The sequence below is a fragment of the Cupriavidus pauculus genome, from assembly GCF_008693385.1.
In the GTDB taxonomy this organism is placed as follows: Bacteria; Pseudomonadota; Gammaproteobacteria; order Burkholderiales; family Burkholderiaceae; genus Cupriavidus; species Cupriavidus pauculus_D.
Map to the genome: position 1 here is coordinate 2263607 of NZ_CP044065.1, position 20675 is coordinate 2284281.

At 68.2% G+C, this 20675-nt stretch carries 20 protein-coding genes; 12 read left to right on the forward strand and 8 right to left on the reverse strand.

Annotated elements, in window-relative coordinates; genetic code table 11:
- Positions 1-39 precede the first annotated feature (39 nt).
- Positions 40-672, reverse strand: a complete 633-nt coding sequence (gene orn / locus FOB72_RS10400) for an oligoribonuclease (protein WP_150372438.1) — start codon at positions 670-672, stop codon at positions 40-42.
- A gap of 115 nt (positions 673-787) precedes the next feature.
- On the opposite strand from orn, the gene FOB72_RS10405 reads away from it, so the two are divergent.
- Genes FOB72_RS10405 through FOB72_RS10415 form a run of 3 tightly spaced genes read left to right on the forward strand, consistent with a single transcriptional unit; the run spans position 788 to position 3322 of the window.
- The gene (locus FOB72_RS10405) at positions 788-2041 is read left to right on the forward strand and encodes a M48 family metallopeptidase (protein WP_150372439.1); all 1254 of its coding nucleotides are present in this window, start codon (positions 788-790) and stop codon (positions 2039-2041) included.
- Positions 2038-3009 carry a ribosome small subunit-dependent GTPase A gene (gene rsgA, locus FOB72_RS10410; RefSeq protein ID WP_150372440.1) on the forward strand — a complete coding sequence of 324 codons (972 nt, stop codon included), beginning with the start codon at positions 2038-2040 and terminating at the stop codon, positions 3007-3009. Before FOB72_RS10405 ends, rsgA begins: the two co-directional genes overlap by 4 nt.
- A gap of 4 nt (positions 3010-3013) precedes the next feature.
- Positions 3014-3322 (forward strand): putative signal transducing protein, encoded by a 309-nt coding sequence (locus FOB72_RS10415; RefSeq protein ID WP_150372441.1) that lies wholly within the window; start codon positions 3014-3016, stop codon positions 3320-3322.
- A gap of 10 nt (positions 3323-3332) precedes the next feature.
- Here the strand turns inward: FOB72_RS10415 and FOB72_RS10420 are convergent, their stop codons facing one another.
- Both FOB72_RS10420 and FOB72_RS10425 read right to left on the reverse strand, forming a co-directional pair.
- Positions 3333-4316 carry a CobD/CbiB family protein gene (locus tag FOB72_RS10420; RefSeq protein WP_150372442.1) on the reverse strand — a complete coding sequence of 328 codons (984 nt, stop codon included), beginning with the start codon at positions 4314-4316 and terminating at the stop codon, positions 3333-3335.
- A 105-nt stretch (positions 4317-4421) separates the two neighbouring features.
- Positions 4422-5120 (reverse strand): pirin family protein, encoded by a 699-nt coding sequence (locus FOB72_RS10425; RefSeq protein ID WP_150372443.1) that lies wholly within the window; start codon positions 5118-5120, stop codon positions 4422-4424.
- A gap of 161 nt (positions 5121-5281) precedes the next feature.
- Between FOB72_RS10425 and FOB72_RS10430 the strand changes: the two genes are divergently transcribed.
- Both FOB72_RS10430 and gluQRS read left to right on the forward strand, forming a co-directional pair.
- Entirely contained in the window at positions 5282-6208 is a 927-nt protein-coding gene (locus FOB72_RS10430; RefSeq protein ID WP_150372444.1) for a LysR family transcriptional regulator, read from the forward strand.
- The gene (gene gluQRS / locus FOB72_RS10435) at positions 6205-7116 is read left to right on the forward strand and encodes a tRNA glutamyl-Q(34) synthetase GluQRS (protein ID WP_150372445.1); all 912 of its coding nucleotides are present in this window, start codon (positions 6205-6207) and stop codon (positions 7114-7116) included. Before FOB72_RS10430 ends, gluQRS begins: the two co-directional genes overlap by 4 nt.
- On the opposite strand, the gene FOB72_RS10440 is transcribed toward gluQRS, so the two are convergent.
- Positions 7117-8646, reverse strand: coding sequence for a DEAD/DEAH box helicase (locus FOB72_RS10440; protein WP_191002129.1), 1530 nt, complete (start codon positions 8644-8646; stop codon positions 7117-7119).
- Positions 8647-8820: 174 nt separating this feature from the next.
- Positions 8821-9429 (reverse strand): glutathione S-transferase, encoded by a 609-nt coding sequence (locus FOB72_RS10445; RefSeq protein WP_150372446.1) that lies wholly within the window; start codon positions 9427-9429, stop codon positions 8821-8823.
- Positions 9430-9638: 209 nt separating this feature from the next.
- On the opposite strand from FOB72_RS10445, the gene FOB72_RS10450 reads away from it, so the two are divergent.
- The 5 genes from FOB72_RS10450 to FOB72_RS10470 all read left to right on the forward strand — a co-directional run bounded on the left by FOB72_RS10450 (position 9639) and on the right by FOB72_RS10470 (position 14883).
- The gene (locus FOB72_RS10450; RefSeq protein WP_150372447.1) at positions 9639-10622 is read left to right on the forward strand and encodes a 2-keto-3-deoxygluconate permease; all 984 of its coding nucleotides are present in this window, start codon (positions 9639-9641) and stop codon (positions 10620-10622) included.
- Complete coding sequence (locus FOB72_RS10455; protein ID WP_150372448.1) at positions 10619-11893, forward strand: four-carbon acid sugar kinase family protein; 1275 nt, start codon at positions 10619-10621, stop codon at positions 11891-11893. Before FOB72_RS10450 ends, FOB72_RS10455 begins: the two co-directional genes overlap by 4 nt.
- A gap of 57 nt (positions 11894-11950) precedes the next feature.
- Positions 11951-12949 (forward strand): 4-hydroxythreonine-4-phosphate dehydrogenase PdxA, encoded by a 999-nt coding sequence (pdxA, locus tag FOB72_RS10460; protein WP_150372449.1) that lies wholly within the window; start codon positions 11951-11953, stop codon positions 12947-12949.
- Positions 12950-13059: 110 nt separating this feature from the next.
- Complete coding sequence (locus tag FOB72_RS10465) at positions 13060-13836, forward strand: DeoR/GlpR family DNA-binding transcription regulator (RefSeq protein WP_150372450.1); 777 nt, start codon at positions 13060-13062, stop codon at positions 13834-13836.
- A 90-nt stretch (positions 13837-13926) separates the two neighbouring features.
- Positions 13927-14883, forward strand: coding sequence for an ABC transporter substrate-binding protein (locus FOB72_RS10470; protein WP_150372451.1), 957 nt, complete (start codon positions 13927-13929; stop codon positions 14881-14883).
- A gap of 21 nt (positions 14884-14904) precedes the next feature.
- Here FOB72_RS10470 and FOB72_RS10475 read toward each other — a convergent pair whose 3' ends face one another.
- The 3 genes from FOB72_RS10475 to FOB72_RS10485 all read right to left on the reverse strand — a co-directional run bounded on the left by FOB72_RS10475 (position 14905) and on the right by FOB72_RS10485 (position 18482).
- A complete protein-coding gene (locus FOB72_RS10475) occupies positions 14905-16536 on the reverse strand; it encodes a rhodanese-related sulfurtransferase (RefSeq protein ID WP_150372452.1) in 1632 nt (543 codons plus the stop codon).
- Positions 16533-17156 (reverse strand): cysteine dioxygenase, encoded by a 624-nt coding sequence (locus tag FOB72_RS10480; RefSeq protein WP_150372453.1) that lies wholly within the window; start codon positions 17154-17156, stop codon positions 16533-16535. The genes FOB72_RS10475 and FOB72_RS10480 overlap by 4 nt, the downstream gene beginning before the upstream one ends.
- Before the next feature lie 90 nt (positions 17157-17246).
- A complete protein-coding gene (locus FOB72_RS10485) occupies positions 17247-18482 on the reverse strand; it encodes an acyl-CoA dehydrogenase family protein (protein WP_150372454.1) in 1236 nt (411 codons plus the stop codon).
- 194 nt (positions 18483-18676) lie between these two features.
- Between FOB72_RS10485 and FOB72_RS10490 the strand changes: the two genes are divergently transcribed.
- Entirely contained in the window at positions 18677-19798 is a 1122-nt protein-coding gene (locus tag FOB72_RS10490; RefSeq protein ID WP_150372455.1) for an LLM class flavin-dependent oxidoreductase, read from the forward strand.
- A 2-nt stretch (positions 19799-19800) separates the two neighbouring features.
- Positions 19801-20643: a class II aldolase/adducin family protein gene (locus tag FOB72_RS10495; protein WP_150372456.1), complete on the forward strand. Its 843-nt coding sequence runs from the start codon at positions 19801-19803 to the stop codon at positions 20641-20643.
- The last annotated feature ends 32 nt before the right edge of the window (positions 20644-20675 follow it).

Consider the following 20675-nt stretch of genomic DNA (forward strand, 5'->3'; position numbering starts at 1 on the left):
CCGGTCCGGCCGCCCGGCGCGCGACAGGACGGGTGAAGCTCAGGCCGCGGGTGCGGCAGGCGCGGCGGGCGTCTCGCTGGCGGCGGCTTCCGCTGCCGACGAGCGAATGAAGTGCGTGCGGTAGTAGCGCAGTTCTTCCACGGACTCGAGGATGTCGGCCAGCGCGGTATGGAGCTGGCGCTTGACGAAGCCCTTGTGGATCGCCGGCTCCCAGCGCTTGCAAAGCTCCTTCAGCGTGGACACGTCGAGGTTGCGGTAGTGGAAGAACGCCTCCAGCTTGGGCATGTAGCGCGCCATGAAGCGGCGGTCCTGGCAGATCGAGTTGCCGCACATCGGCGACTTGCTGGCCGGCACCCAGCGCTTGAGAAAGGCCAGCAGTTCCGTTTCGGCCTGCGCTTCGGTCAGCGTGGAAGCCTTGACCTTGTCGATCAGGCCCGAACGGCCATGGGTGCCCTTGTTCCAGTTGTCCATGCCGTCGAGGACGGCATCTTCCTGGTGGATCACGAGCACCGGGCCCTCGGCCAGGATGTTCAGTTCGGAATCGGTAACGACCACCGCGATCTCGATGATGCGGTCGGTATCGGGCTGCAGCCCGGTCATCTCCATATCCAGCCAGATCAGGTTGTTTTCGCTCTTGACGGATGGGGAGGCGGTGCTGGCTACGTGTGTCATGGGGTCGGGGACGGCTTGGAAGGTACGAACAACTTATAATTCTCGCATATCTGCCCAAAATGGCCGGCCGCGCACTTGCGCGTCGGGCCGGGCGTCCCCCGCAAAGGCCTTGCCGATGTCCACGTTCACCCTGATTTTCCTCGCCGCGCTCGTGATCATGGTTGCAACCAAGCTGTGGCTCGCCGCCCGGCAGGTCCGCCATGTCGCGCAGCACCGCCATGCCGTCCCGGCCCGCTTTGCCGATACCATCGCGCTGGCCGCGCACCAGAAAGCCGCCGACTACACGGTGGCGCGCACGCGCCTGTCGATGTTCGAGGTGCTGACCAGCGCCGCGGTGCTGATCGGCTTCACCATGCTCGGCGGGCTGCAATGGCTCAACGAGTTCTGGCTCGGCGCGTTCGGGCCCGGTTATGCGTACGGCATCGCGCTGATCGCCAGCGTCGCCCTGATCGGCGGCCTCGTCGATCTGCCCTTTTCGCTCTACGGGCAATTCGGCATCGAACAGCGCTTCGGCTTCAACAAGATGACGTTCGGTCTCTGGCTCGTGGACCTCGTCAAGATGACGGCCGTCGCGTGCGTGCTGGGCGCCCCGCTGCTGCTGGCCGTGCTCTGGCTGATGGACCGCACGGGCGACTACTGGTGGGCCTGGACGTGGCTGCTATGGGTGGGGTTCAGCCTGCTGCTGCATGTCATCGCCCCGACCTACATTGCCCCGCTGTTCAACAAATTCGAGCCGCTGAACGACGACAGCCTGCGCGCGCGCATCGAGGCGCTGCTGCGCAAGTGCGGCTTTGCCAGCAAGGGCGTGTTCGTGATGGACGGCAGCCGCCGCAGCGCGCACGGCAATGCGTATTTCACGGGCTTTGGCGCCGCCAAGCGCATCGTTTTCTTCGACACGCTGCTGGCGCGCCTGGACGGCGAGGAAATCGAGGCGGTGCTCGCGCACGAGCTCGGCCACTTCAAGCGCCGCCATATCGCCAAGATGATGCTGGTCACGTTCGTGCTGTCGCTCGTGTTCCTCGGCGTGCTCGGCTGGATGTCGACGCGCGCGTGGTTCTACATGGGCCTGGGCGTCGCGCCGAACTTCGGCAGCGACAACCATGCGCTCGCGCTCGTGCTGTTCTTCCTCACGCTGCCGGTATTCACGTTCGTGCTCGGCCCGCTCGCGAGCCAGTCGTCGCGCCGCCACGAGTTCGAGGCCGACGAGTTCGCGGCCAGCCAGACCAACGCGGGGCACCTCGTGTCCGCGCTGGTCAAGCTGTACAAGGACAATGCGTCCACGCTGACGCCCGACCCGCTCTATAGCGCGTTCTACTATTCCCACCCGCCCGCGGCCCAGCGGATCGACCGGCTGCTGGCGCACGCATGACCCGTAGCGCGCGCCACCACAACGCCGGCAAGGGCACCGGCAATAACTCCAGTACCGAAGCGGCCATCGTCATCGCCGCGCATGGCCGGCACTACGTCGTCGAGCTTGCCGGCGGCGAGCGGCTGCATGCATTTCCGCGCGGCAAGAAGAGCGACTGCGCGGTGGGCGACCATGTGCGCATCGAGCGGGCCGCGGCCGACCAGGGCGTGATCGCGGCCGTCGATCCGCGCCGCAACCTGCTGCACCGTTCGGACCAGTTCAAGTCGAAGCTGCTCGCGGCCAATATCGATCAGGTCATCATCGTGCTGGCCACGGAGCCGAGTTTCTCGGAAGACCTGCTCGGCCGCGCGCTGGTCTCGGCCGAAGCGCTCGAGATCCGGCCGCTCGTGATCCTCAACAAGACCGACCTGCCGGACCGGCTCGAGGACGCGCGGCGGCGGCTCGCGCTCTATCGCGACCTCGGCTACGAAACGCTCGAGCTGTCGGTGCACGCGCAGCCCGACCACGCGCTGGCGCAATTGCAGCCGCGCACGGCCGGGGTTTCCAGCATCCTGATCGGCCAGTCGGGCATGGGCAAATCCTCGCTGCTGAATCTGCTGATTCCGGGCGTGGAAGCGCAGACGCGCGAGATCTCCGCCAAGCTGGACTCGGGCAAGCACACGACCACGTTCACGCGGCTCTATCACTTGCCCGACGCGTGGGCGACGGTCGATGGCCGGCCCGGCTACCTGATCGATTCGCCCGGGTTTCAGGAATTCGGCCTGCACCATCTGAGCGAAGGCATGCTCGAACGGGCGTTTCCGGAATTCCGGCCGCGCCTGACCGAATGCCGGTTCTACAATTGCCACCATATCAACGAGCCCGGCTGCGGGGTGCTGGCGGCCATCGAGGCGGGAGAGATCTCGCCGCGCCGGCACGAGCTCTACACGCAGCTGCTCCACGAATCGCGTCAGCAGAAGCCCTGGTAAGACCGTGAAACTGCTGTTGAGAGCCTCGTCGCTGGTTCATGCCGCGCACTGCCGCAACGTGCTGCGCGCGGCGGGCATCGACGCCGAGTTGCGCAACACGTGGCTGGCCGGCGCGGCCGGCGATATTCCGTTTCAGGAGAGTTCGCCGCAGGTGTGGATCCACGAGAGCGCGAGCGAGAAGGAGGCGTGGGCCGTGCTCAATGCGGCCGCCAATCCCGCGCCCGGGCCGCGCTGGCATTGCGCGGCCTGCGACGAGTGGCATGAAGCCCAGTTTGCCGCGTGCTGGCGGTGCGGCAGGATGAACGAGGTCTAGTCCGCCGACGCTAGCCCACCCACAGCGCCAGCGACAGCATCGCCAGCAGCAGCATCCACAGCACCACCGCGCGCCAGACCAGCCCCACGGCCGACTGCAGCGTGCGCACGCCCGGTTCCATGCCGAACTCGGGCGGTACCGGATCCGGACCGATATCCTCCATGCCCGGCGCGTAATCGACACCGGCGAGGCTCGTGCGCAGCATCACGCTCGAGTCGTCCTCGGCCAGCGGCGTGCCGAGCCGGACGCCAAGCGCCCCGCCCCCGCTCGCAAGCAGGATCCCGTTGACGGCATCGTTCCACTTGCGCGCGTGGTTGCGCCAGGCGTACACGGCGTCCTCGAAATTGCCGACGATCGCAAAACCGATCGCGGTCAGCCGGGACGGGACCCAGTCCAGCACATAGAACGCCTGGGCGGCAAAGCGGCCGAGCGCGGGGCTGCGCTCGTTGGACGGCAGGTTCCACTGGCGGCCCAGATACTCGGCCACGCGATAGAGCACCACGCCGCCCGGGCCGATCGGCACGAGAAACCAGAAGAACACGCCGAAGACATGGCGATGCACGGCGACGATGGCCGCTTCGAGCGTATGGCGCACGATCTCGCTCACGGGCATCTCGATGGTTTCGAGCCCCGTCCACTCGGCCAGCAGCGTGCGCGCGGTCAGCACGTCGTCGCGGTTGAGCGCTTCGTGGATATCGGTGAAATAGTGGCTGAACTGCCGGAAGCCGAGCGTGAGGTACAGCAGCAGCACGTTCCACGCGAGCGTGAGTGCCACGCTGATCGACGCGAGCAGGTAATGGACGATGACGGCCGCAAGCGTGAGCGGCAGCACGACGGTGAGCCACGCCAGCGCGGCATCGCGGCGGCGTCCGGTGTCGAACGCGTGCTCGGCCCGTTCGCCCAGCACGCGGACGATGTCATGAATCGGGTTGTTGCGGCCCAGGGCCCGGAACTGCTCGGCGATCAGCGCCAGGAGGATGGAAACAAAGGTCATCTCGGAACTGACATTCGGAATCTAGGATTCGGAACTGCGTGCGCGGCGCGGCACCGAGTGCCGCGCCGTTCGCATGACTGGATGACCAAGACGATACCATGCGGATCAGGGCAGGTCGAACACCAGCACTTCCGCGCCATCGCCCTGCTCGATCTTTACCTCGGCCACGTCCTGCAGCTTGGCGGCGTCACCGGCCTCGAGCTTCTGGCCGTTGACCGTCACCCGGCCACGCGCCACATGCACGTATGCACGGCGGCCCGGGGCAAGCGACAGCGCGGCGGCCTCGTCACCGTCGAACAGGCCCGCATACAGCCGCGTGTCCTGATGCACGACCACCGAACCCTCGGCGCCGTCCGGGCTGGCCACCAGACGCAGGCGTCCGCGCTTTTCCGTCGTATCGAAATGGCGCTCCTCGTAGCCCGGTTCGATCCCCTGCTGGTTCGGCATGATCCAGATTTGCAGGAAATGCGTCGTGTCATGGGCGGCATGGTTGTACTCCGAATGGCGCACCCCCGTGCCCGCGCTCATGCGCTGCACATCGCCCGGACGGATCACGCTGCCGTTGCCCATGCTGTCCTTGTGGGCAAGTTCGCCTTCGAGCACATAGCTGATGATCTCCATGTCGCGGTGACCATGCGTGCCAAAGCCCATGCCCGGCGCCACGCGATCTTCGTTGATCACGCGCAGCGGCCCGAACTGGATATGGTCCGCGTCGAAGTAATCGGCGAAGGAGAAGCTATGGAACGACTTCAGCCAGCCGTGGTCTGCATAACCGCGCTCGTTCGACTTACGGATTTCAATCATTTTGATGGCCCTCCTTGTGGCCCTTCAATTTGCCTGAACGCCCGAATCATGAACCCGGGCTTGGCGTAATGCGTTGCGATGCTTTGCAGTTTAGGCCCGCCGGAGTATATTGACGGGCACCGTCTTAGAAGCACTTGTTCAGAATTTCTGAATATACCGATATGGCTCTCTCTCTCGAATCGCTTGAAGTCCTCGATGCCATCGAACGCAAGGGCAGCTTTGCCGCCGCCGCGCACGAAATGGGCAAGGTGCCGTCAGCGCTCACTTACGTGGTCCGCAAGCTCGAGGACGACCTCGACGTGTTGCTGTTCGACCGCCGGCGCCACCGCGCGGAACTCACGCCGGCCGGCCGGGCGCTGCTCGACGAGGGCCGCCACCTGCTGCACGCGGCCGACGACCTCGCCCGCCGCGTCAAGCGGCTGGCCACGGGCTGGGAAGCCACGCTGTCGATCGTCACCGACGACCTCATCAACTTTCGGGCGCTGCTGCCCGTGATCCAGGACTTCTATGCCGAGAACACCGCGACGCGGCTGCGCTTCGGCAAGGAGGTGCTGGGCGGCGCATGGGATGCGCTCGTCAGCAACCGGGCCGACCTGATCATCGGCGGCGCGTACGAGGCGCCCAGCACGCAGGGGTTCCAGATCCGCCCGCTAGGCACGATGCCGTTCGTGTTCGTGGTGGCCGCGCACCATCCGCTGGCCTCGGTCGAAGGACCGCTGACCACGATGGAAATCGCCAAGCACCGGATCGTCGCCGTGGGCGATACCTCGCGCAACCTGCCCGCGCGCACCTTCGGCGTGCTGGCCGGGCAGGACGTGCTCGTGGTGCCGAGCATGCGCGACAAGCTCGAGGCGCAGATCCGCGGCCTGGGCTGCGGCTGGCTGCCCGCGCCGATGGCGCAGCCGTTTATCGAGAGCGGCGTGCTGCAGGCGCGCGAGACGGTCGAGATTCGCGCGCCCGGCAACTTCAAGGTGGCCTGGCGCACGAGCACGCGCGGCAAGGCGCTGCAATGGTGGTCCGCGAAGCTCGAAGACCCGCGGCTTGCGCAGGCACTGATCCAGCAATCGCCGATGCCCGTGACGGAATGAACGCGCCAGCGTCTGGCGGACCCGCGGCCTATCGCGGCCGGTTCGCCCCCTCCCCGACCGGACCGCTGCATATCGGCTCGCTCGTCACCGCGCTCGCGAGCTGGCTCGATGCCCGCGCGCATGGCGGCCAGTGGCTCGTGCGCATCGAGGACATCGACTATCCGCGCTGCGTGCCCGGCGCCGACGAGGACATCCTGCGCACGCTCGAGGCGCTCGGCCTCGTCGCCGATGAACCGCCGCAATGGCAGAGCCGGCGCGAAGCGCGCTATGGCGAGGCGCTGCGCGCGCTCGACGCCGCGGGCCAGCTGTATCCGTGCGGCTGCTCGCGCAAGGAGATTGCCGACTCGCTGATCCACGTGCGCGAGCGCCATCAGACGCTCGGTTATCCGGGCACGTGCCGCAACGGCCTGCACGGCAAGCTGCCGCGCGCATGGCGCGTGCGCGTACCCGACGGCCCTGCCGCGACCGTCTGTTTCGACGATCGGTGGCAAGGCAGGCAGTGCCAGGATCTGGAAACGGAACTCGGAGATTTCGTGCTGCGGCGCGCCGACGGCCTATGGGCGTATCAGCTGGCCGTGGTGGTCGATGATGCCGCGCAGGGCATCACGCATATCGTGCGCGGCGCCGATCTGCTGGACTCGACGCCGCGGCAGATCCATCTGCAGCATCTGCTCGGCGTGCCGACGCCCAGCTACCTGCATGTGCCCGTGGTGGTGAACGCGCAGGGCGAAAAGCTCAGCAAGCAGAGCGGCGCGCGCGCGATCGACCTGCGCGATCCGCTCGCGGCGCTGCGCGAAGCGGGCGCCCATCTGGGCATCGTCAACGGCGAAAACGACATCGCCCGCTGGCTGGAGCGGGCGACGGAGGACTGGAAGACAGTGGATCGGTGCGCGCGCGCGGCGCGCTGATCAGGACTTGCGCGGCACGCCGCCGAGCAGCGCCGCGACGGGACGCTTCGGGGCCTGGCGGCCACGCGTCAGCGCGGCGGCGAGTTCATCGGCCGGCGATTGCGCCGACCCGTTGTGGTTCGCGCTCGGCTCGTACGGACGCGAGAAGAACGGATCGTCGGACGGACGGAACGCGGTACGCGACGACGAACCCTGCTCGCCACGGCGGCGGCGCTCTTCGCCACCACCCGCCTCGCCCGCATCGCGCGCGCGGCGCACGTCGGCACGCTGGCGGCGGCGGTCGGCATCCTCGGTACGCGCGCGTTCGCCGGTCGGATCGAAGCCCTCGAGCTGGCCGCGCGGCACGCTGCGCTTGATCAGCTTCTCGATATCGGCCAGCAGACGGTCGTCGTTGCCCGGCACGTAGATCGAGAGCGCATCGCCGCTGGCACCGGCACGGCCCGTACGGCCGATGCGGTGCACGTAGTCTTCCGCACTGAACGGTAGGTCGAAGTTGATCACGCAGGGCATGGCCTGGATATCGAGGCCACGGGCCGCGACATCGGTGGCCACGAGCGCATCGATCGTGCCGGTCTTGAAACCTTCGAGCGTCTGCATGCGCTCGGTCTGCGTCTTGTCGCCGTGGATCGCCGCGGCATTGATGCCCTCGCGCTCCAGATGGCGCGCCAGGCGCGAGCAGCCGATCTTGCTGTTCACGAACACGATGCACTGCTTCGACTGGCCCTGTGCCGCGCGCTGCTTGAGCAGATGCACGACCGCGGCCTGCTTGTGGCCGTCCTCGACCTGATAGACCATCTGGCGCACGTTCTCGTTGGTCGAGTTGCTGCGCGCCACTTCGATCGTCACCGGCTGCTTGAGGTAGCTCGCGGCCAGTCGCTTGATCTCGGGCGAGAACGTCGCCGAGAACAGCAGCGTCTGGCGCTGCGCGGGCAGCAGGTTGATGATGCGCTGGAGATCCGGCAGAAAGCCCATGTCGAGCATGCGGTCCGCTTCGTCGAGCACGAGCATCTGCACCTGCGACAGGTTCACCGATTTCTGCTGCACGTGGTCGAGCAGACGGCCCGGCGTGGCAACGAGGATTTCCACGCCACGGCGCAGCGCATCGGTCTGCGGATTCATATCGACGCCGCCGAACACGACCGTGCTGCGCAGGTCCGTGTGCTTGGCGTAGCGGGCGACGTTGTCGTAGACCTGATCGGCCAGCTCGCGCGTGGGCGTCAGCATCAGCGCGCGGACCGGATGGCGCGCGGGCGAGGCGCTCGCGTTGGACATCGGCAGCAGGCGCTGGATGATCGGCAGCGCGAAGCCCGCGGTCTTGCCCGTGCCGGTCTGCGCGGCACCCATGACATCCTTGCCCAGCAGCACGACCGGAATGGCCTGCGCCTGGATCGGCGTCGGCTTCGAGTAGCCTTGTTCGGTGAGGGCGCGCACGATGCGCGCATCCAGTCCGAAGCTGTCGAACGTCTGCTCTGGCGTTTGCACCGGCGTCGGCTCTGGCTGGGTCTGGTCGGGAAGGGTCGTAGTGGTCATGGGTCTCGGTGTCTCGCGGGCGTCGGGCCCGGCGCAAATCGGACACGCGTCTGATACGGCGGCGAAGCGTTACAGGCAATCGCCTAGAAAATCAAAGACTTGGATTCTAACACCATGACTTGCCCGGGTGATGCCGGAACCCGCAAAATGCCCGGTTCCGGTGTCGCCCGGCAGTCACAGCGGCGGGGTTTCCGTGAACGCATCGAAGCGTTCGAGCGCCCCGGCGAACGCCGCCAGGGCCGGATGCGCGCCGCCATCGACGCGGCCGGGCAGCATGGCCTGCGTGAACGTCCACACCACGGCCACGGTCACGTCGGCCTGGTTCAGGTCCGCCTGCGTGGCCGGAATCCGCCGCCGCGCGACCTCGGCCTCGAGCATCGAGAACGCGCTCGACATCTGGCCATCCACGCGGTCGATCCACGGCCGGTGCTGCTTCTCCTCGGGCCGCAGATTGTGTTCGTAGACGTCCTGCACCACCTTCTCGCAGGCCGCCAGCGCGAGGCCGAGCACGCGCAGGTCCTGTCGGCGCGCGGCCAGGTCCGCGGGCATCAGGCTGCGGCCGCTCAGCGCCTCGGCGTAGTCGATGATGAACGTGGAATCCATGAGCAGGACGCCGTCGTCGCACACGAGCGTGGGCGCCTTGACCACCGGATTGATCGCGCGGAACTGCTCGAACGTCCGGAACACCGATACCGATTCGTGCGTGAACGGAACGTCCAGCAGCTTCAGCGAGATGGCCGCGCGGCGGACATAGGGGGAGTCGAGCATGCCGATCAGTCTCATGGGTCTGGCCTCGTGCCGTGCGAGTGGGAAAGTTCTGATCGTATCGAGATTTCGGATGCGTCACAAATTTGATCGTTTCGATCACTAATTTGATCGGACTAGTCATTCATGCGGGATTGGCCTACACTCCGCCCTGCAAACGGTCAGAAGTTGATCGTTTCGATCAAACTCACCAAACATGCCGCACCCCACGCGGCAGGAGACGAAGAATGCAGATTTCCATCAAGCGCGCCATCGAGCGCGTCCCGGGCGGCATGATGATCGTGCCGCTGTTGCTCGGTTCGCTGGTCGCGACGTTCGCGCCCGAGGGTCCCAAGTTCTTCGGCTCGTTCACGGGCGCCCTGTTCACCGGCGCGCTGCCGATTCTCGCGGTCTTCTACGTCTGCATGGGCGCGAGCATCAACGTCAAGGCAACCCCGTACATCATCAAGAAGGGCGGCGTGCTGTTCGGCGTCAAGATCGGTACCGCCATGGTGCTCGGCGTGGTCATGGGCCACTTCCTCGGCGAATCGCCGATCAGCTCGGGCATGTTCGCGGGCCTGTCCACGCTGGCCGTGGTCGCCGCGATGAACGACACCAACGGCGGCCTCTACATGGCGCTGATGGGCCAGTACGGCAAGCCCGAGGATGTGGGCGCCTACACGATCATGTCGCTCGAGTCGGGCCCGTTCCTGACCATGGTCACGCTCGGCGTGGCCGGCCTGTCGGCATTCCCGTGGCCCACGCTGGTCGGCAGCATCCTGCCGCTGATGCTCGGCATGCTGCTTGGGAACCTCGACCGCGAAATGCGCGACTTCCTGAGCAAGGCCGTGCCCGTGATGATTCCGTTCTTCGCGCTCGCGCTCGGCGCCGGCCTGGACCTGCACAAGGTGTGGCAGGCCGGTATGCTGGGCCTCGGCCTGGGCGTGGCCGTGGTCGTGATCACGGGCTTCACGCTGTACTTTGCCGACCGCCTGACCGGTGGCACCGGCGTGGCCGGCGTGGCCGCCGCCAGTACGGCTGGCAATGCCGCCGCGGTACCGACACTGATCGCGGCCGCCAATCCGGTCTATGAAGAAGCCGCCAAGAGCGCGACGATTCTCGTGGCCGCGTGCGTGGTGGTCACGGCCGTGCTGACGCCGCTGGTCACCGCCTGGGTCGCGCGCCGCGTGGCCAACCGGCAGGAAGGCGCCGTGGCGCGGACCGCCGCATGACCACGCACCGCCGCACGCCGGCCGCATGGCTGGTGATCGCCGACGACCTGTCCGGCGCCGCCGACTGCGCGATCGGCTTTGCCGCCGCGGGCGCGCGCACGATGGTCACGCTCGACGCGACCGCGGCTGACGATGCGCTGGCCGGCATCGCGGACGCGGACGTGATCGCGGCCGACGTGGACAGCCGCCGCATGGCGCCCGCGCTGGCCGCCGCATCCAACGTCGCGGCATGGCGCCGGCTGGGCGGTACGCCCGCGGACCGGCCGCGCCGCCTGTACAAGAAGATCGACTCGACGCTGCGCGGGAACTGGGCGGCCGAGACCGCCGCCCTGCTGCCCCATGCGGGCGTGGCGATCGTCGCCCCGGCCTTCCCCGCCACCGGCCGCACCACGCGCGGCGGCTGCGTGTTCGTCAACGGCGAACCGCTCGGCGAATCCGATATCTGGCGCCTCGAGGGCCTGAGCGGCCGCGCCGACATGGCCGCGCTGCTGGCCGTCCACGACGTGCGCACGGCCGTCGTCGGCCTCGACGTCGTGCATCAGGGCGCGCAGGCGGTCCAGGCCACGATTGCCGCGTTCGTCGCGAAAGGGGTGCAGGCCGTGGTCTGCGACGCCGAGAGCGAAGCCGATATCGGCGTCATTGCCGCGGCCACCGGGTCGCTGAAAAACCCTGTGTTCTGGGTCGGCTCCGGCGGCCTGGCGCGCGCGCTGGCCACGGCGGTGCCGACCGGCGAGGACGCCCGGTCCGCCGGCGATGTCCCCGAACATCGCAAGGGTCCCGTGCTCGCGCTGGTGGGCAGCATGTCCGGCGTGTCGGGCCGGCAGGCCGCGCTGCTGCGCACGCGGACCGGCATGGATCATCTGGAGATTGCACCGCAGGTGCTGCGCGAAGGTCCCGCGCATGCCTCGTGGCCGTCCATTCAGGAAGATATCGGCCAACGCCTGCGTGGCGGCCACGATCTGCTGATCGGTATCGGCCGCGACGAAGCATTCGACACGTCGGAAGGCCCGAAGCTCAGCCATGCGCTGGCCACGCTCGTGCTGCCGTCGTTCGATTGCGTGGGCGGACTGATCGCGACCGGCGGCGAGACCGCGCGCGCGATGCTGGCCGCGGCGGGCATCGCCACGCTGAGGCTGCGGCACGAAGTGGAAGCGGGCGTGCCGCTGTCGCGCACGCTCGAACGGCCGGCGCGCCATGTGGCCACGAAGGCCGGCGCGTTCGGTACCGACTCGGCACTCTGGCTCGCATGGCGCGCCATGCAGGCCGAATGAATTTTGGATCGTCCCCGCGGAACCCCCGGGGGCGTCAACAAGCAGGATGAAACGACAATGAGCGACTACCTCCCCATCATCGGCATCACCATGGGCGATGCCACCGGCGTCGGTCCCGAGATCATCGTCAAGAGCCTCGCGCACGATACGGTCTACGCACAGTGCCGTCCGCTCGTGATCGGTGACGCGCCGCGCCTGCGCCAGGCCGCGGCAATCGTGAACAGCAAGCTGCAGGTGCGCGCGATCGCCACACCCGCCGAAGCGCGCTTCGAGGCCGGCACGATCGACTGTATCGACCTGGGCCTGATTCCCGAGGACCTGCCGTTCGGCAAGCTGTCAGCGCTGGCCGGCGATGCCGCGTTCCGCTATATCGAACGCGCGGTGGAACTCACGCGCGCCGAACAGATCGACGCCATCTGCACCGCGCCGCTGAACAAGGAGGCGCTGCACGCGGGCGGCCACAAGTTCCCGGGCCACACCGAGATGCTTGCGCACCTGACCGGCACGCCGGAAGTGTCGATGATGCTCGTGGCGCCGCAGCTGCGCGTGATCCACGTGACCACGCACATCGGCCTGCTCGATGCGATCCGCAAGATCGAACCGGCACTGGTGCAGCGCGTGATCGAGCGCGGCTACGAGACGCTGCGCCGCGCGGGCATCGCCGCGCCGCGCATCGGCGTGTGCGGCATCAACCCGCACGCGGGTGAAAACGGCCTGTTTGGCCATGGCGAAGAAGAAGAGAAGATCATCCCGGCCGTCAACGTCGTGCGCGAGCGCGGCTGGAACGTCGAAGGCCCGCTGCCCGCGGACACGCTGTTCTACCGCGCGGGCCGCGGCGACTTCGACCTCGTGGTGGCCATGTACCACGACCAGGGCCACGGTCCGGTCAAGGTGCTGGGCCTCGAGGCCGGCGTCAATATCACCGTGGGCCTCCCCGTGATCCGCACGTCGGTCGACCACGGCACCGCGTTCGATATCGCCGGCAAGGGCATCGCCGACGAACGCAGCCTGCTGGAAGCGCTGCGCCAGGGCGCGGAACTCGCCACGCGTCGCTGACCGTCGCGCCTCTTCGCGTCCCCCTTCGCGCCCCCTCGCCCCGCTCTCGCGGAGCGCGGGCGCAAAGACTTGATAAGATCGCGGTCGTTCACGAACTTCCGCCCTGCTCCATGAAAGCCGCCGACCGCCAACGTGCCATCCTCGAACGCGTGCTCTCCGGCGTTGACGCCAACGTGGAGCGGCTCGTCGCCGAGCTCGGCGTGTCGGAAGCCACGGTGCGCCGCGACCTCACCGCGCTCGCGCGCGAAGGCCGCATCGTGCGGACCTATGGCGGCGCCGCGGCGCTCACGCCCGTGGGCTCCCACGAACCCGAAGCCCCGCTCGAGGAACGCAAGGCCCTGCAGCGCGACCAGAAGGATGCCATCGCGCGCATGGCCGCGAGCTTCGTGCGCGATGGCGACGCGGTGCTGCTCGACAGCGGCACCACGGCCGCCGCGCTCGCGCGCCTGCTGGCCGCGCGCGAAGACCTGCACGTCTACACCACGAACCTCCTTGCCGTGACCGCGCTCGCGGGCCTGCCGAAGATCCGCGTCACGCTGATCGGCGGCGATGTGCGCCCGTCGAGCATGGGTACGTTCGGCCCGCTCGCGCAGCTGGCGCTCTCGCGCATCAGCGTCGACAAGGCGTTTCTGGGCGCCGACGGCGTGGTGGCCGGCGTGGGCCTGTGCGAGGCCACGGCCGAGCAGGCCTACCTCAAGGAATGCATCATCCGGCAGGCCGCCGATATCTTCGTGCTCGTCGACTCGACCAAGCTCGGCCGCGCGCGCCAGCAGCACTGGACGCCACTCGAACGCGCATGGACACTCGTGACCGACCGCGATGCCTCCGCCGCGCAGCTCGAGCCGTTCCGCGCGCTCAAGCAGGTGCAGGTCACGGTCGCCGCATAAGGTCACCAAATAAGCATTCCCGTTTTTGTTCGTTCGCCCCGCGCGACACGCGCGGTACGTTGGCAGTCTTGCCAACCATGAGAGCGAAACGTGAGTACAGCGCGCGAATCCCGACGACAATTCCTGCGGCATGGCGCCGCTTCGGTGGCCCTGCTTTACGGGGGCGGCGCATTCGCGCAGGGCCGCGTGGTCCTGAAGGCCGGTGACCAGAAAGGCGGCTTCCGCGCGTTGCTCGAAGCCGCCAACGCGCTCGAGGGCGTCCCCTACGATATCCAGTGGACCGAGTTCCCCGCCGCCGCGCCGCTCGCGGAAGCGCTGAACGCGGGCGCGGTCGATAGCGGCCCCATCGGCGACGCGCCCGCGATCTTCGCGCTGGCCGCCGGCACGCGCATCAAGCTGATCGGCGCCAACCGCTCCGATCCCTACGGCACGGCGGTGCTCGTGCGTCCCGATTCCCCGCTGAAGCAGGCGGCCGACCTCAAGGGCAAGACCATCGGCACCAACCGGGGATCGATCGGCCACTACGTCGCGCTGAAGGCGCTCGAGTCGGCGGGGCTCGGCCCCAATGACGCGAACATCCGCTTTCTGCCGCCCGCCGACACCAAGCTCGCGCTGACCAATGGATCGGTCGATGCATGGGCGACATGGGAGCCCTACACCGCCATGGCGGAGACCAGCGGCCACGCGCGCGTGCTCGTGAGCGGACGCGGACTGTCATCGGGACTGAGTTTCCTGGCGGCCACGGAGAGCGCGCTCGCAACCAAGCGCGCCGCGCTGCAGGACTTCCTGCAGCGCGTGGTGCGCGCGCAGCGCTGGTCGTATCAGCATGTGCCCGAGTACTCGGCATCGCTGGCGCGCATCATCGGCATTGCACCGGATGCGGCGCGGCTGCAGTTCGAACGGCGCAACACGCAATGGCGTCCGATCGATGCCGACCTCGTCGCCACGCAGCAGGCCACGGCCGACTTCTATCTGAAGACCGGCCTGCTCAAGCAGCGCCTGGACGTGCGCCAGACCTTCGACACCACGTTCACGCTGCCTGCCTGAGTGGCAATCGGGGGCGACGCGCTACACCACGCGGAACGCGTGGGTGCCGTCGCGATCGAGCTGCGCGATCAGCCCGAATTCCCAGTCGAGATAGGCCTGCATCGCCGCGGTGGCGTTGTCGGTGCCCTCGTACGGACGGCGATAGCGGTCCGTGCGCGGCACGGCAAGACGCGTTTCGCCCTGCTCCAGCGGCAGCCCGGCGGCAATCCAGGCGCCGGTACCGCCTTCGAGCACGTGGACCGACGCCTCGCTGCCCCGTGCCGCGAGCAACGCGCGCAGGTCCACGGCCGCGAACCGGGCGAGCTGGCTCGTGCCGCAGGTCAGCACATAGCGGCGCGCGGGTGGAATCGCTTCCAGTGCCTCCGCGAGCTGCGCGCGGATCGCGAACCAGGCGCCGGGAATATGCTGGCGCACGTAGTTCGCGCTCGCGGTCACGTCGAGCACGGCCGTGTCTCCCGCATCGATCCACGTGGCCAGCGTTGCCGGGCTGACGGTCCCGGTGGGCGCGGCCTCGGGCGCCGGCACCCTGACCGCGCCGCGTTCGCTGCGCGCGCGATCGTCGGCGGGCGCCACGACGGTGACGTGCCAGCCCATCTGCGCGAGCCACGATGCCGTCATGTCCGCACGGACACCATCGTCGTCGGCCAGCACGATACGCGCGCCACGCACCGGCGCGCTATGGTCGGTCTCCTGCACGAGCTGGCCGCCCGGCGCATTGACGAAGCCCGGCAGATGGCCATCGGCGAATTCCTCGGGCGTGCGCACATCGAAGCGATACACGGTGCGCCCCGGTGCCTCGAGCGTGTGCAGGGCATCGTGCGGCAGGCGCTGCACGCCCGCGCGCGCCGCGATCTCGCGCGCGCCGGCCTGGGCCTCCGCGCGGCGCGCGGCATCGACGACCGCGGGTGCGCGGCGGCTCGCGCCATGGTCGAGCGACTGCCCGGCCAGCGTCCAGCCGATGGTGCCGTTGCGCAATGCCGCCACCGGATTGGGCACGCCCGCGTTGATCAGCGACTGCGTGCCGATGATGCTGCGCGTGCGGCCCGCGCAATTGACGATGATGCGCGTATCGGGATTCGGCGCGAGTTCGCGCGCGCGCAGCACGAGTTCCGCGCCGGGCACGCTCGTCGCCGTGGGAATGCTCATGGTCTGGTATTCGTCGAAGCGGCGCGCATCGACGATCACGACATCGGCCTTCGCATCGATCAGGGCCTGCACCTCGGGCGCGCTCAGCGACGGGGTATGGCGCTTCGACTCGACCAGCTCGCCGAACGACTTGCTCGGCACGTTGACGTCGCGGAACGTTTCGCCGCCGCCCGCGATCCATGCATCGAGTCCGCCCTCCAGTACCGACACGTCGGTGTATCCGAGCGCGCGCAGCACGGCCACCGCGCGCGGGGCCAGATCTTCGTTGCCATGCACGCCATAGACCACGATGCGCGTATCGCGGCGCGGAATCCGGGACCATGCCTGCAGTTCGAGCTTGGACAGCGGAAAGTTCGACGCCCACAGTGGATGCGACTGCGCGTACGGATCTTCCTCGCGCACGTCGAGCAGTGCGATCTCGGTGCCGTCGAGCAGGGCCTGACGAACGGCGGCGGGCGACGTGGTGGCAGGTGCGGCGGTGGCAGCTGAATGGGTAACGGCGGTCATGACGCGAGCGGATCCTTCGAACGGTCCCACGGGTTAGGCAGGAAGGGATTGGAATAACCGGAGATAAACGATTTCGTCTCGCCCGCCTCCGTGTAGACATGACGGCGTACCGCGCCGATATTGGCGCCGTACACATGGATGCTGATGGAGACGCGGTCCGAAAACGCGTTGTGCACGCGATGGATATCGCCCACGCGGGGCGACACCGCCTCCACGTGGCCGGGCTCGAGGCGCACGGCTTCGCCATGCGGCTGCGGCCGGCCCTCGGCATCGAGCGCATAGGGCTGCGAATACTCGGCCCCGCGCAGCATGCCGATCAGGCCCCATACGGTGTGATCGTGAATGGGTGTGCGCTGCCCCGGCCCCCAGACGAAGCTGACGATCGAGAACCGCTCCGCGGAGTCGCAGTGCAGCAGCATCTGCTGGTAGTACTCGGGATGCGGCTGCGCGAACGCCTCGGGCAGCCAGTCGTCGCGCGCGACGAGCGTGGCCAGCAGCTGGCCGCCCTGCTCGAGGATGCGCGGTTCGTCGGGATGCTCGTCGAGCAGGCGCGTCAGGTCGGTGATGAATTCGCGCAGCGGCGCGAGCGAGCGCGTCACGTGGATTGCGGGGTCGGACATGTCGTCTCCGGTTGTTGTCGTTGTGGTCGTCGTACCCACGACAGTATCCGAAAACGGGCCGGTCCGGCGTGTCTGCGAGCGCGGCATCTCCTACGCCTCCAGCGCCGCGCGGCCGGCGGCCACGAGGATCGAATCGTTCTGCGGCGTATGGACGCGGCTGCAGAGCACATCGCGGTAGTGCCGCTCGAGCGGATTGTGGCGGCTGAGCCCATGGTTGCCCGACAGCTGCAGCGCCAGTTCGAGTGCGCGGATCGCGTTGCCGGTCACCGTGAACTTGAGCAGGCCGCTGTCCTGCGCCGAACCGGGCGTATTGCGAGCCGCACCGCGATCGGCGTCCTCGGCCGCCGCATCGAGCAGCACCGCATTGGTGCGCAGCAGCGCGGCGATCTCCCCCACCTGTTCCTGCACGCGCGGCAGCGTCGCCAGCGGGGCGCCGAGGCTGCCCGGCGCGCGGTCGCGCAGGAAGCCGCGCAACCAGTCGAAGCCCGCGCGCGCGACCGCGTCATAGAGACTGCCCAGTAGCACGATCATCCACGCCTGCTGGTCTGCGTTGGCATCGATATCGGCCTGGCTCGCGCCCGCCGGTGCCCACGCGGCCGGCGCGCGCACATCGACCGCATGCGAGGCCGGAATCCAGATGTCGTCGAGCACGGTCTCGTGGCTGCCCGAGGCGCGCAGCCCCAGATGGTTCCAGCTTTCGATGATGCTGACACCCGCGGTTCCCGCCGCGGGGCCCGGCACGAGAAAGATGCCGACGCGCGGCTCCGGCTCGTCCGTGCGTGCCCAGACCGAGAGCCAGCGCAGCGCGGGAATACCCGTCGTGTAGAGCTTGTGCCCGCTCACGCGCCAGCCGCCTTCGACGCGCCGCGCGATGGTGGCCGGGAGGCCGCCGCGCGCGGGCGAACCGAGTTCCGGCTCCACGCGCAGCGCGTTGATCAGCGCACCCTCTTTCACCGCCGTGGCAAAGACCGTGCGGCGCACCGCATCGGGCCAGTGCGCGTCCCGGCGCCCGATGGCCCGGTGTTGCAGATACGTCATCGTCAGCACGAGCGCGGTGGCCGCATCGCCGCGAGCCACCGCCGCGATGATGCGCCGGGCTTCGGCAAGCGTGGCCCCGCCACCGCCCTGGTCGCGCGGGACTACCTGCGCAATCAGGCCCTCGGCGTGCAGCAGCGCGAAGTTGTCGTGCGGAAAGCGGCCGCTGGCATCGTGATCGGCCGATGTCGCCGCGAGGCGCGCGGTCAGCGCCGCGAGCGCTTCGTCCGCGATGGGAGCGCGCGCGAATGTGTCCGGGAACGCATCGGCGCGAAGGAGAACGGAAGACATGCAATGAGGCCCCGGGCGCGGGGCGGCTGGCGTGAAGCGTCAGAGCGTACCGCGCGCGCCGCGCCACGCTAACGACGGAGTTCGCATATGCATGCGCGTCTTTCGTACATAAGCACGCACATTTTTATTCCTTCTGTTGCGTCGCGGCATGGCGTAATTTTTTTGTCAGTCCGCATTCCCCTCAGGAGACCCAGATGACCGTGGCAACCGGCGCTCGTAGTGGCGTGAACTTTATCGGCATGATCCAGAGCCAGAAGCAGTCGGAGATCCATCCGCCCAATCCCGATGGTCCCGTCGTCGATCGCGACTATGTGCGTGCGTTCGCGCAGGCGCACGAGCAGGCCGGCTTCGACCGCGTGCTCGTGCCGCACCATTCCACGGGTCCTTCCGCCACGCTGACCATTTCGTACGCGGCCACGCAGACCGAGCGCGTGCACTTCATGCTGGCCCATCGTCCGGGCTTTACGTCGCCCACGCTGGCCGCACGGCAGATCGCAACGCTCGACCAGTTCAGCGGCGGCCGCCTCGGTGTCCACTTCATCTCGGGCGGCTCCGACGACGAGCAGCAGCGCGATGGCGACTATCTCGACCACGACGAGCGCTATGCGCGCACGGACGAATACCTCGGCATCCTGCGCCGCATCTGGACCGAGAACAAGCCGTTCGATCATGACGGCAAGTACTACCGCTTCCGCAACGGCTTCTCCGAGGTCAAGCCCGCGCAGAAGCCCCATGTGCCGATCTTCTTCGGCGGCGCGTCCGAAGCGGCGATCCCCGTGGCGGGCAAGCATGCCGACGTCTATGCGCTGTGGGGCGAGTCGCTCGACCAGGTGCGCGAGCTGACCACGCGCGTGCGCGCGGAGGCCGCGAAGCACGGCCGCGACGTGCAGTTCTCGATCTCGTTCCGCCCTGTGCTTGCCGAGACCGAAGCGAAGGCATGGGCACGCGCGGAGCATATTCTGGAACGCACGCGCGCGCTGCGCGTGCAGGCCGGCTATAGCCGTGGCGGCCCGCAGCAGAGCGAAGGCGCGCGCCGGTTGCTCGCGGCGGCCGAGCTCGGCGACCGCGTCGATCAGTGCCTGTGGACCGCGATCGCGCGCGAGACCGGCGGGCGCTCCAATTCGACCGGGCTCGTGGGTACGCCCGAACAGGTCGCGCAGGCACTGCTCGCGTACTACGACCTCGGTGTCACCACGTTCCTGATTCGCGGTTTCGATCCGCTCGAAGACGTCGTCGACTATGGCCGCGAACTGATTCCGCGCGTGCGCGAGCTCGTGGCGCAGCGCGAGGCCGAACACGCACAGAAGGCAGCCTGATCATGAGCGCCGTCCTTCCTCTCCAGCGCAGTGCCGAGCCGCTATCGGCCCGCTTCAACGCCACGCCGAAGCAGAAGTTCTTCTTCGATCCGGTGCCGCCGCGCCCGACCGTCGAGGCCGAGCGCCGCCATCGGCAGGAGCGGCTCGCGGGCGCGTTCCGCCTGTTTGCGCGCCATGGATTCGACCTCGGCCTGGCCGGCCATATCACCGCGCGCGATCCCGAGCTGACCGACCACTTCTGGGTGAATCCGCTCGGTCTGCATTTCTCGCGCATTCGCGTATCGGACCTGCTGCTCGTCAATGCGCGCGGCGAAACGGTCATCGGCGACCGCCCCCTCAACAAGGCGGCGTTCGCGATCCATGCCGCGATCCACGAAGCGCATCCGCACGTGGTGGCCGCCGCCCATACGCATTCGACCTACGGCAAGGCCTGGTCCACGCTCGGTCGCAAGCTCGATCCGCTGACGCAGGATTCCTGCTCGTTCTTCGAGGACCACGCGCTCTACGACGAGTTCCACGGCATGGTCGTCGACGACACCGAGGGCAACCGCATCGCGCGCGCGCTCGACAAGGGCAATGGCCAGACCTACAAGGGTGCGATCCTCAAGAACCACGGGATTCTCACCGCGGGGCCCACGGTCGAGGCCGCCGCATGGTGGTACATCGCGCTCGAGAACGTCGCGCATACGCAGTTGCTGGCCGAAGCCGCCGGCAAGCCGCAGCCGATCGACGAAGCGACCGCGCGCCATACGCACGGACAGGTCGGCGGCAACGAGGGGTCGTTGCACGCGTTCGAAAGCCTCTACGCGGGGCTGGTGGCCGCGGAGCCGGACCTGCTCGACTGAGCCGATATCGACCATTCAAAACGGGGAGTGAA

What these genes read in the sequence shown, in the direction of transcription:
- orn (WP_150372438.1), bottom strand. Translation starts at nt 672, where the DNA reads ATGACACACGTAGCCAGCACCGCCTCCCCATCCGTCAAGAGCGAAAAC.
- FOB72_RS10405 (WP_150372439.1), top strand. Translation starts at nt 788, where the DNA reads ATGTCCACGTTCACCCTGATTTTCCTCGCCGCGCTCGTGATCATGGTT.
- rsgA (WP_150372440.1), top strand. Translation starts at nt 2,038, where the DNA reads ATGACCCGTAGCGCGCGCCACCACAACGCCGGCAAGGGCACCGGCAAT.
- FOB72_RS10420 (WP_150372442.1), bottom strand. Translation starts at nt 4,316, where the DNA reads ATGACCTTTGTTTCCATCCTCCTGGCGCTGATCGCCGAGCAGTTCCGG.
- FOB72_RS10425 (WP_150372443.1), bottom strand. Translation starts at nt 5,120, where the DNA reads ATGATTGAAATCCGTAAGTCGAACGAGCGCGGTTATGCAGACCACGGC.
- FOB72_RS10430 (WP_150372444.1), top strand. Translation starts at nt 5,282, where the DNA reads ATGGCTCTCTCTCTCGAATCGCTTGAAGTCCTCGATGCCATCGAACGC.
- gluQRS (WP_150372445.1), top strand. Translation starts at nt 6,205, where the DNA reads ATGAACGCGCCAGCGTCTGGCGGACCCGCGGCCTATCGCGGCCGGTTC.
- FOB72_RS10440 (WP_191002129.1), bottom strand. Translation starts at nt 8,646, where the DNA reads ATGACCACTACGACCCTTCCCGACCAGACCCAGCCAGAGCCGACGCCG.
- FOB72_RS10445 (WP_150372446.1), bottom strand. Translation starts at nt 9,429, where the DNA reads ATGAGACTGATCGGCATGCTCGACTCCCCCTATGTCCGCCGCGCGGCC.
- FOB72_RS10450 (WP_150372447.1), top strand. Translation starts at nt 9,639, where the DNA reads ATGCAGATTTCCATCAAGCGCGCCATCGAGCGCGTCCCGGGCGGCATG.
- FOB72_RS10455 (WP_150372448.1), top strand. Translation starts at nt 10,619, where the DNA reads ATGACCACGCACCGCCGCACGCCGGCCGCATGGCTGGTGATCGCCGAC.
- pdxA (WP_150372449.1), top strand. Translation starts at nt 11,951, where the DNA reads ATGAGCGACTACCTCCCCATCATCGGCATCACCATGGGCGATGCCACC.
- FOB72_RS10465 (WP_150372450.1), top strand. Translation starts at nt 13,060, where the DNA reads ATGAAAGCCGCCGACCGCCAACGTGCCATCCTCGAACGCGTGCTCTCC.
- FOB72_RS10475 (WP_150372452.1), bottom strand. Translation starts at nt 16,536, where the DNA reads ATGACCGCCGTTACCCATTCAGCTGCCACCGCCGCACCTGCCACCACG.
- FOB72_RS10480 (WP_150372453.1), bottom strand. Translation starts at nt 17,156, where the DNA reads ATGTCCGACCCCGCAATCCACGTGACGCGCTCGCTCGCGCCGCTGCGC.
- FOB72_RS10485 (WP_150372454.1), bottom strand. Translation starts at nt 18,482, where the DNA reads ATGTCTTCCGTTCTCCTTCGCGCCGATGCGTTCCCGGACACATTCGCG.
- FOB72_RS10490 (WP_150372455.1), top strand. Translation starts at nt 18,677, where the DNA reads ATGACCGTGGCAACCGGCGCTCGTAGTGGCGTGAACTTTATCGGCATG.
- FOB72_RS10495 (WP_150372456.1), top strand. Translation starts at nt 19,801, where the DNA reads ATGAGCGCCGTCCTTCCTCTCCAGCGCAGTGCCGAGCCGCTATCGGCC.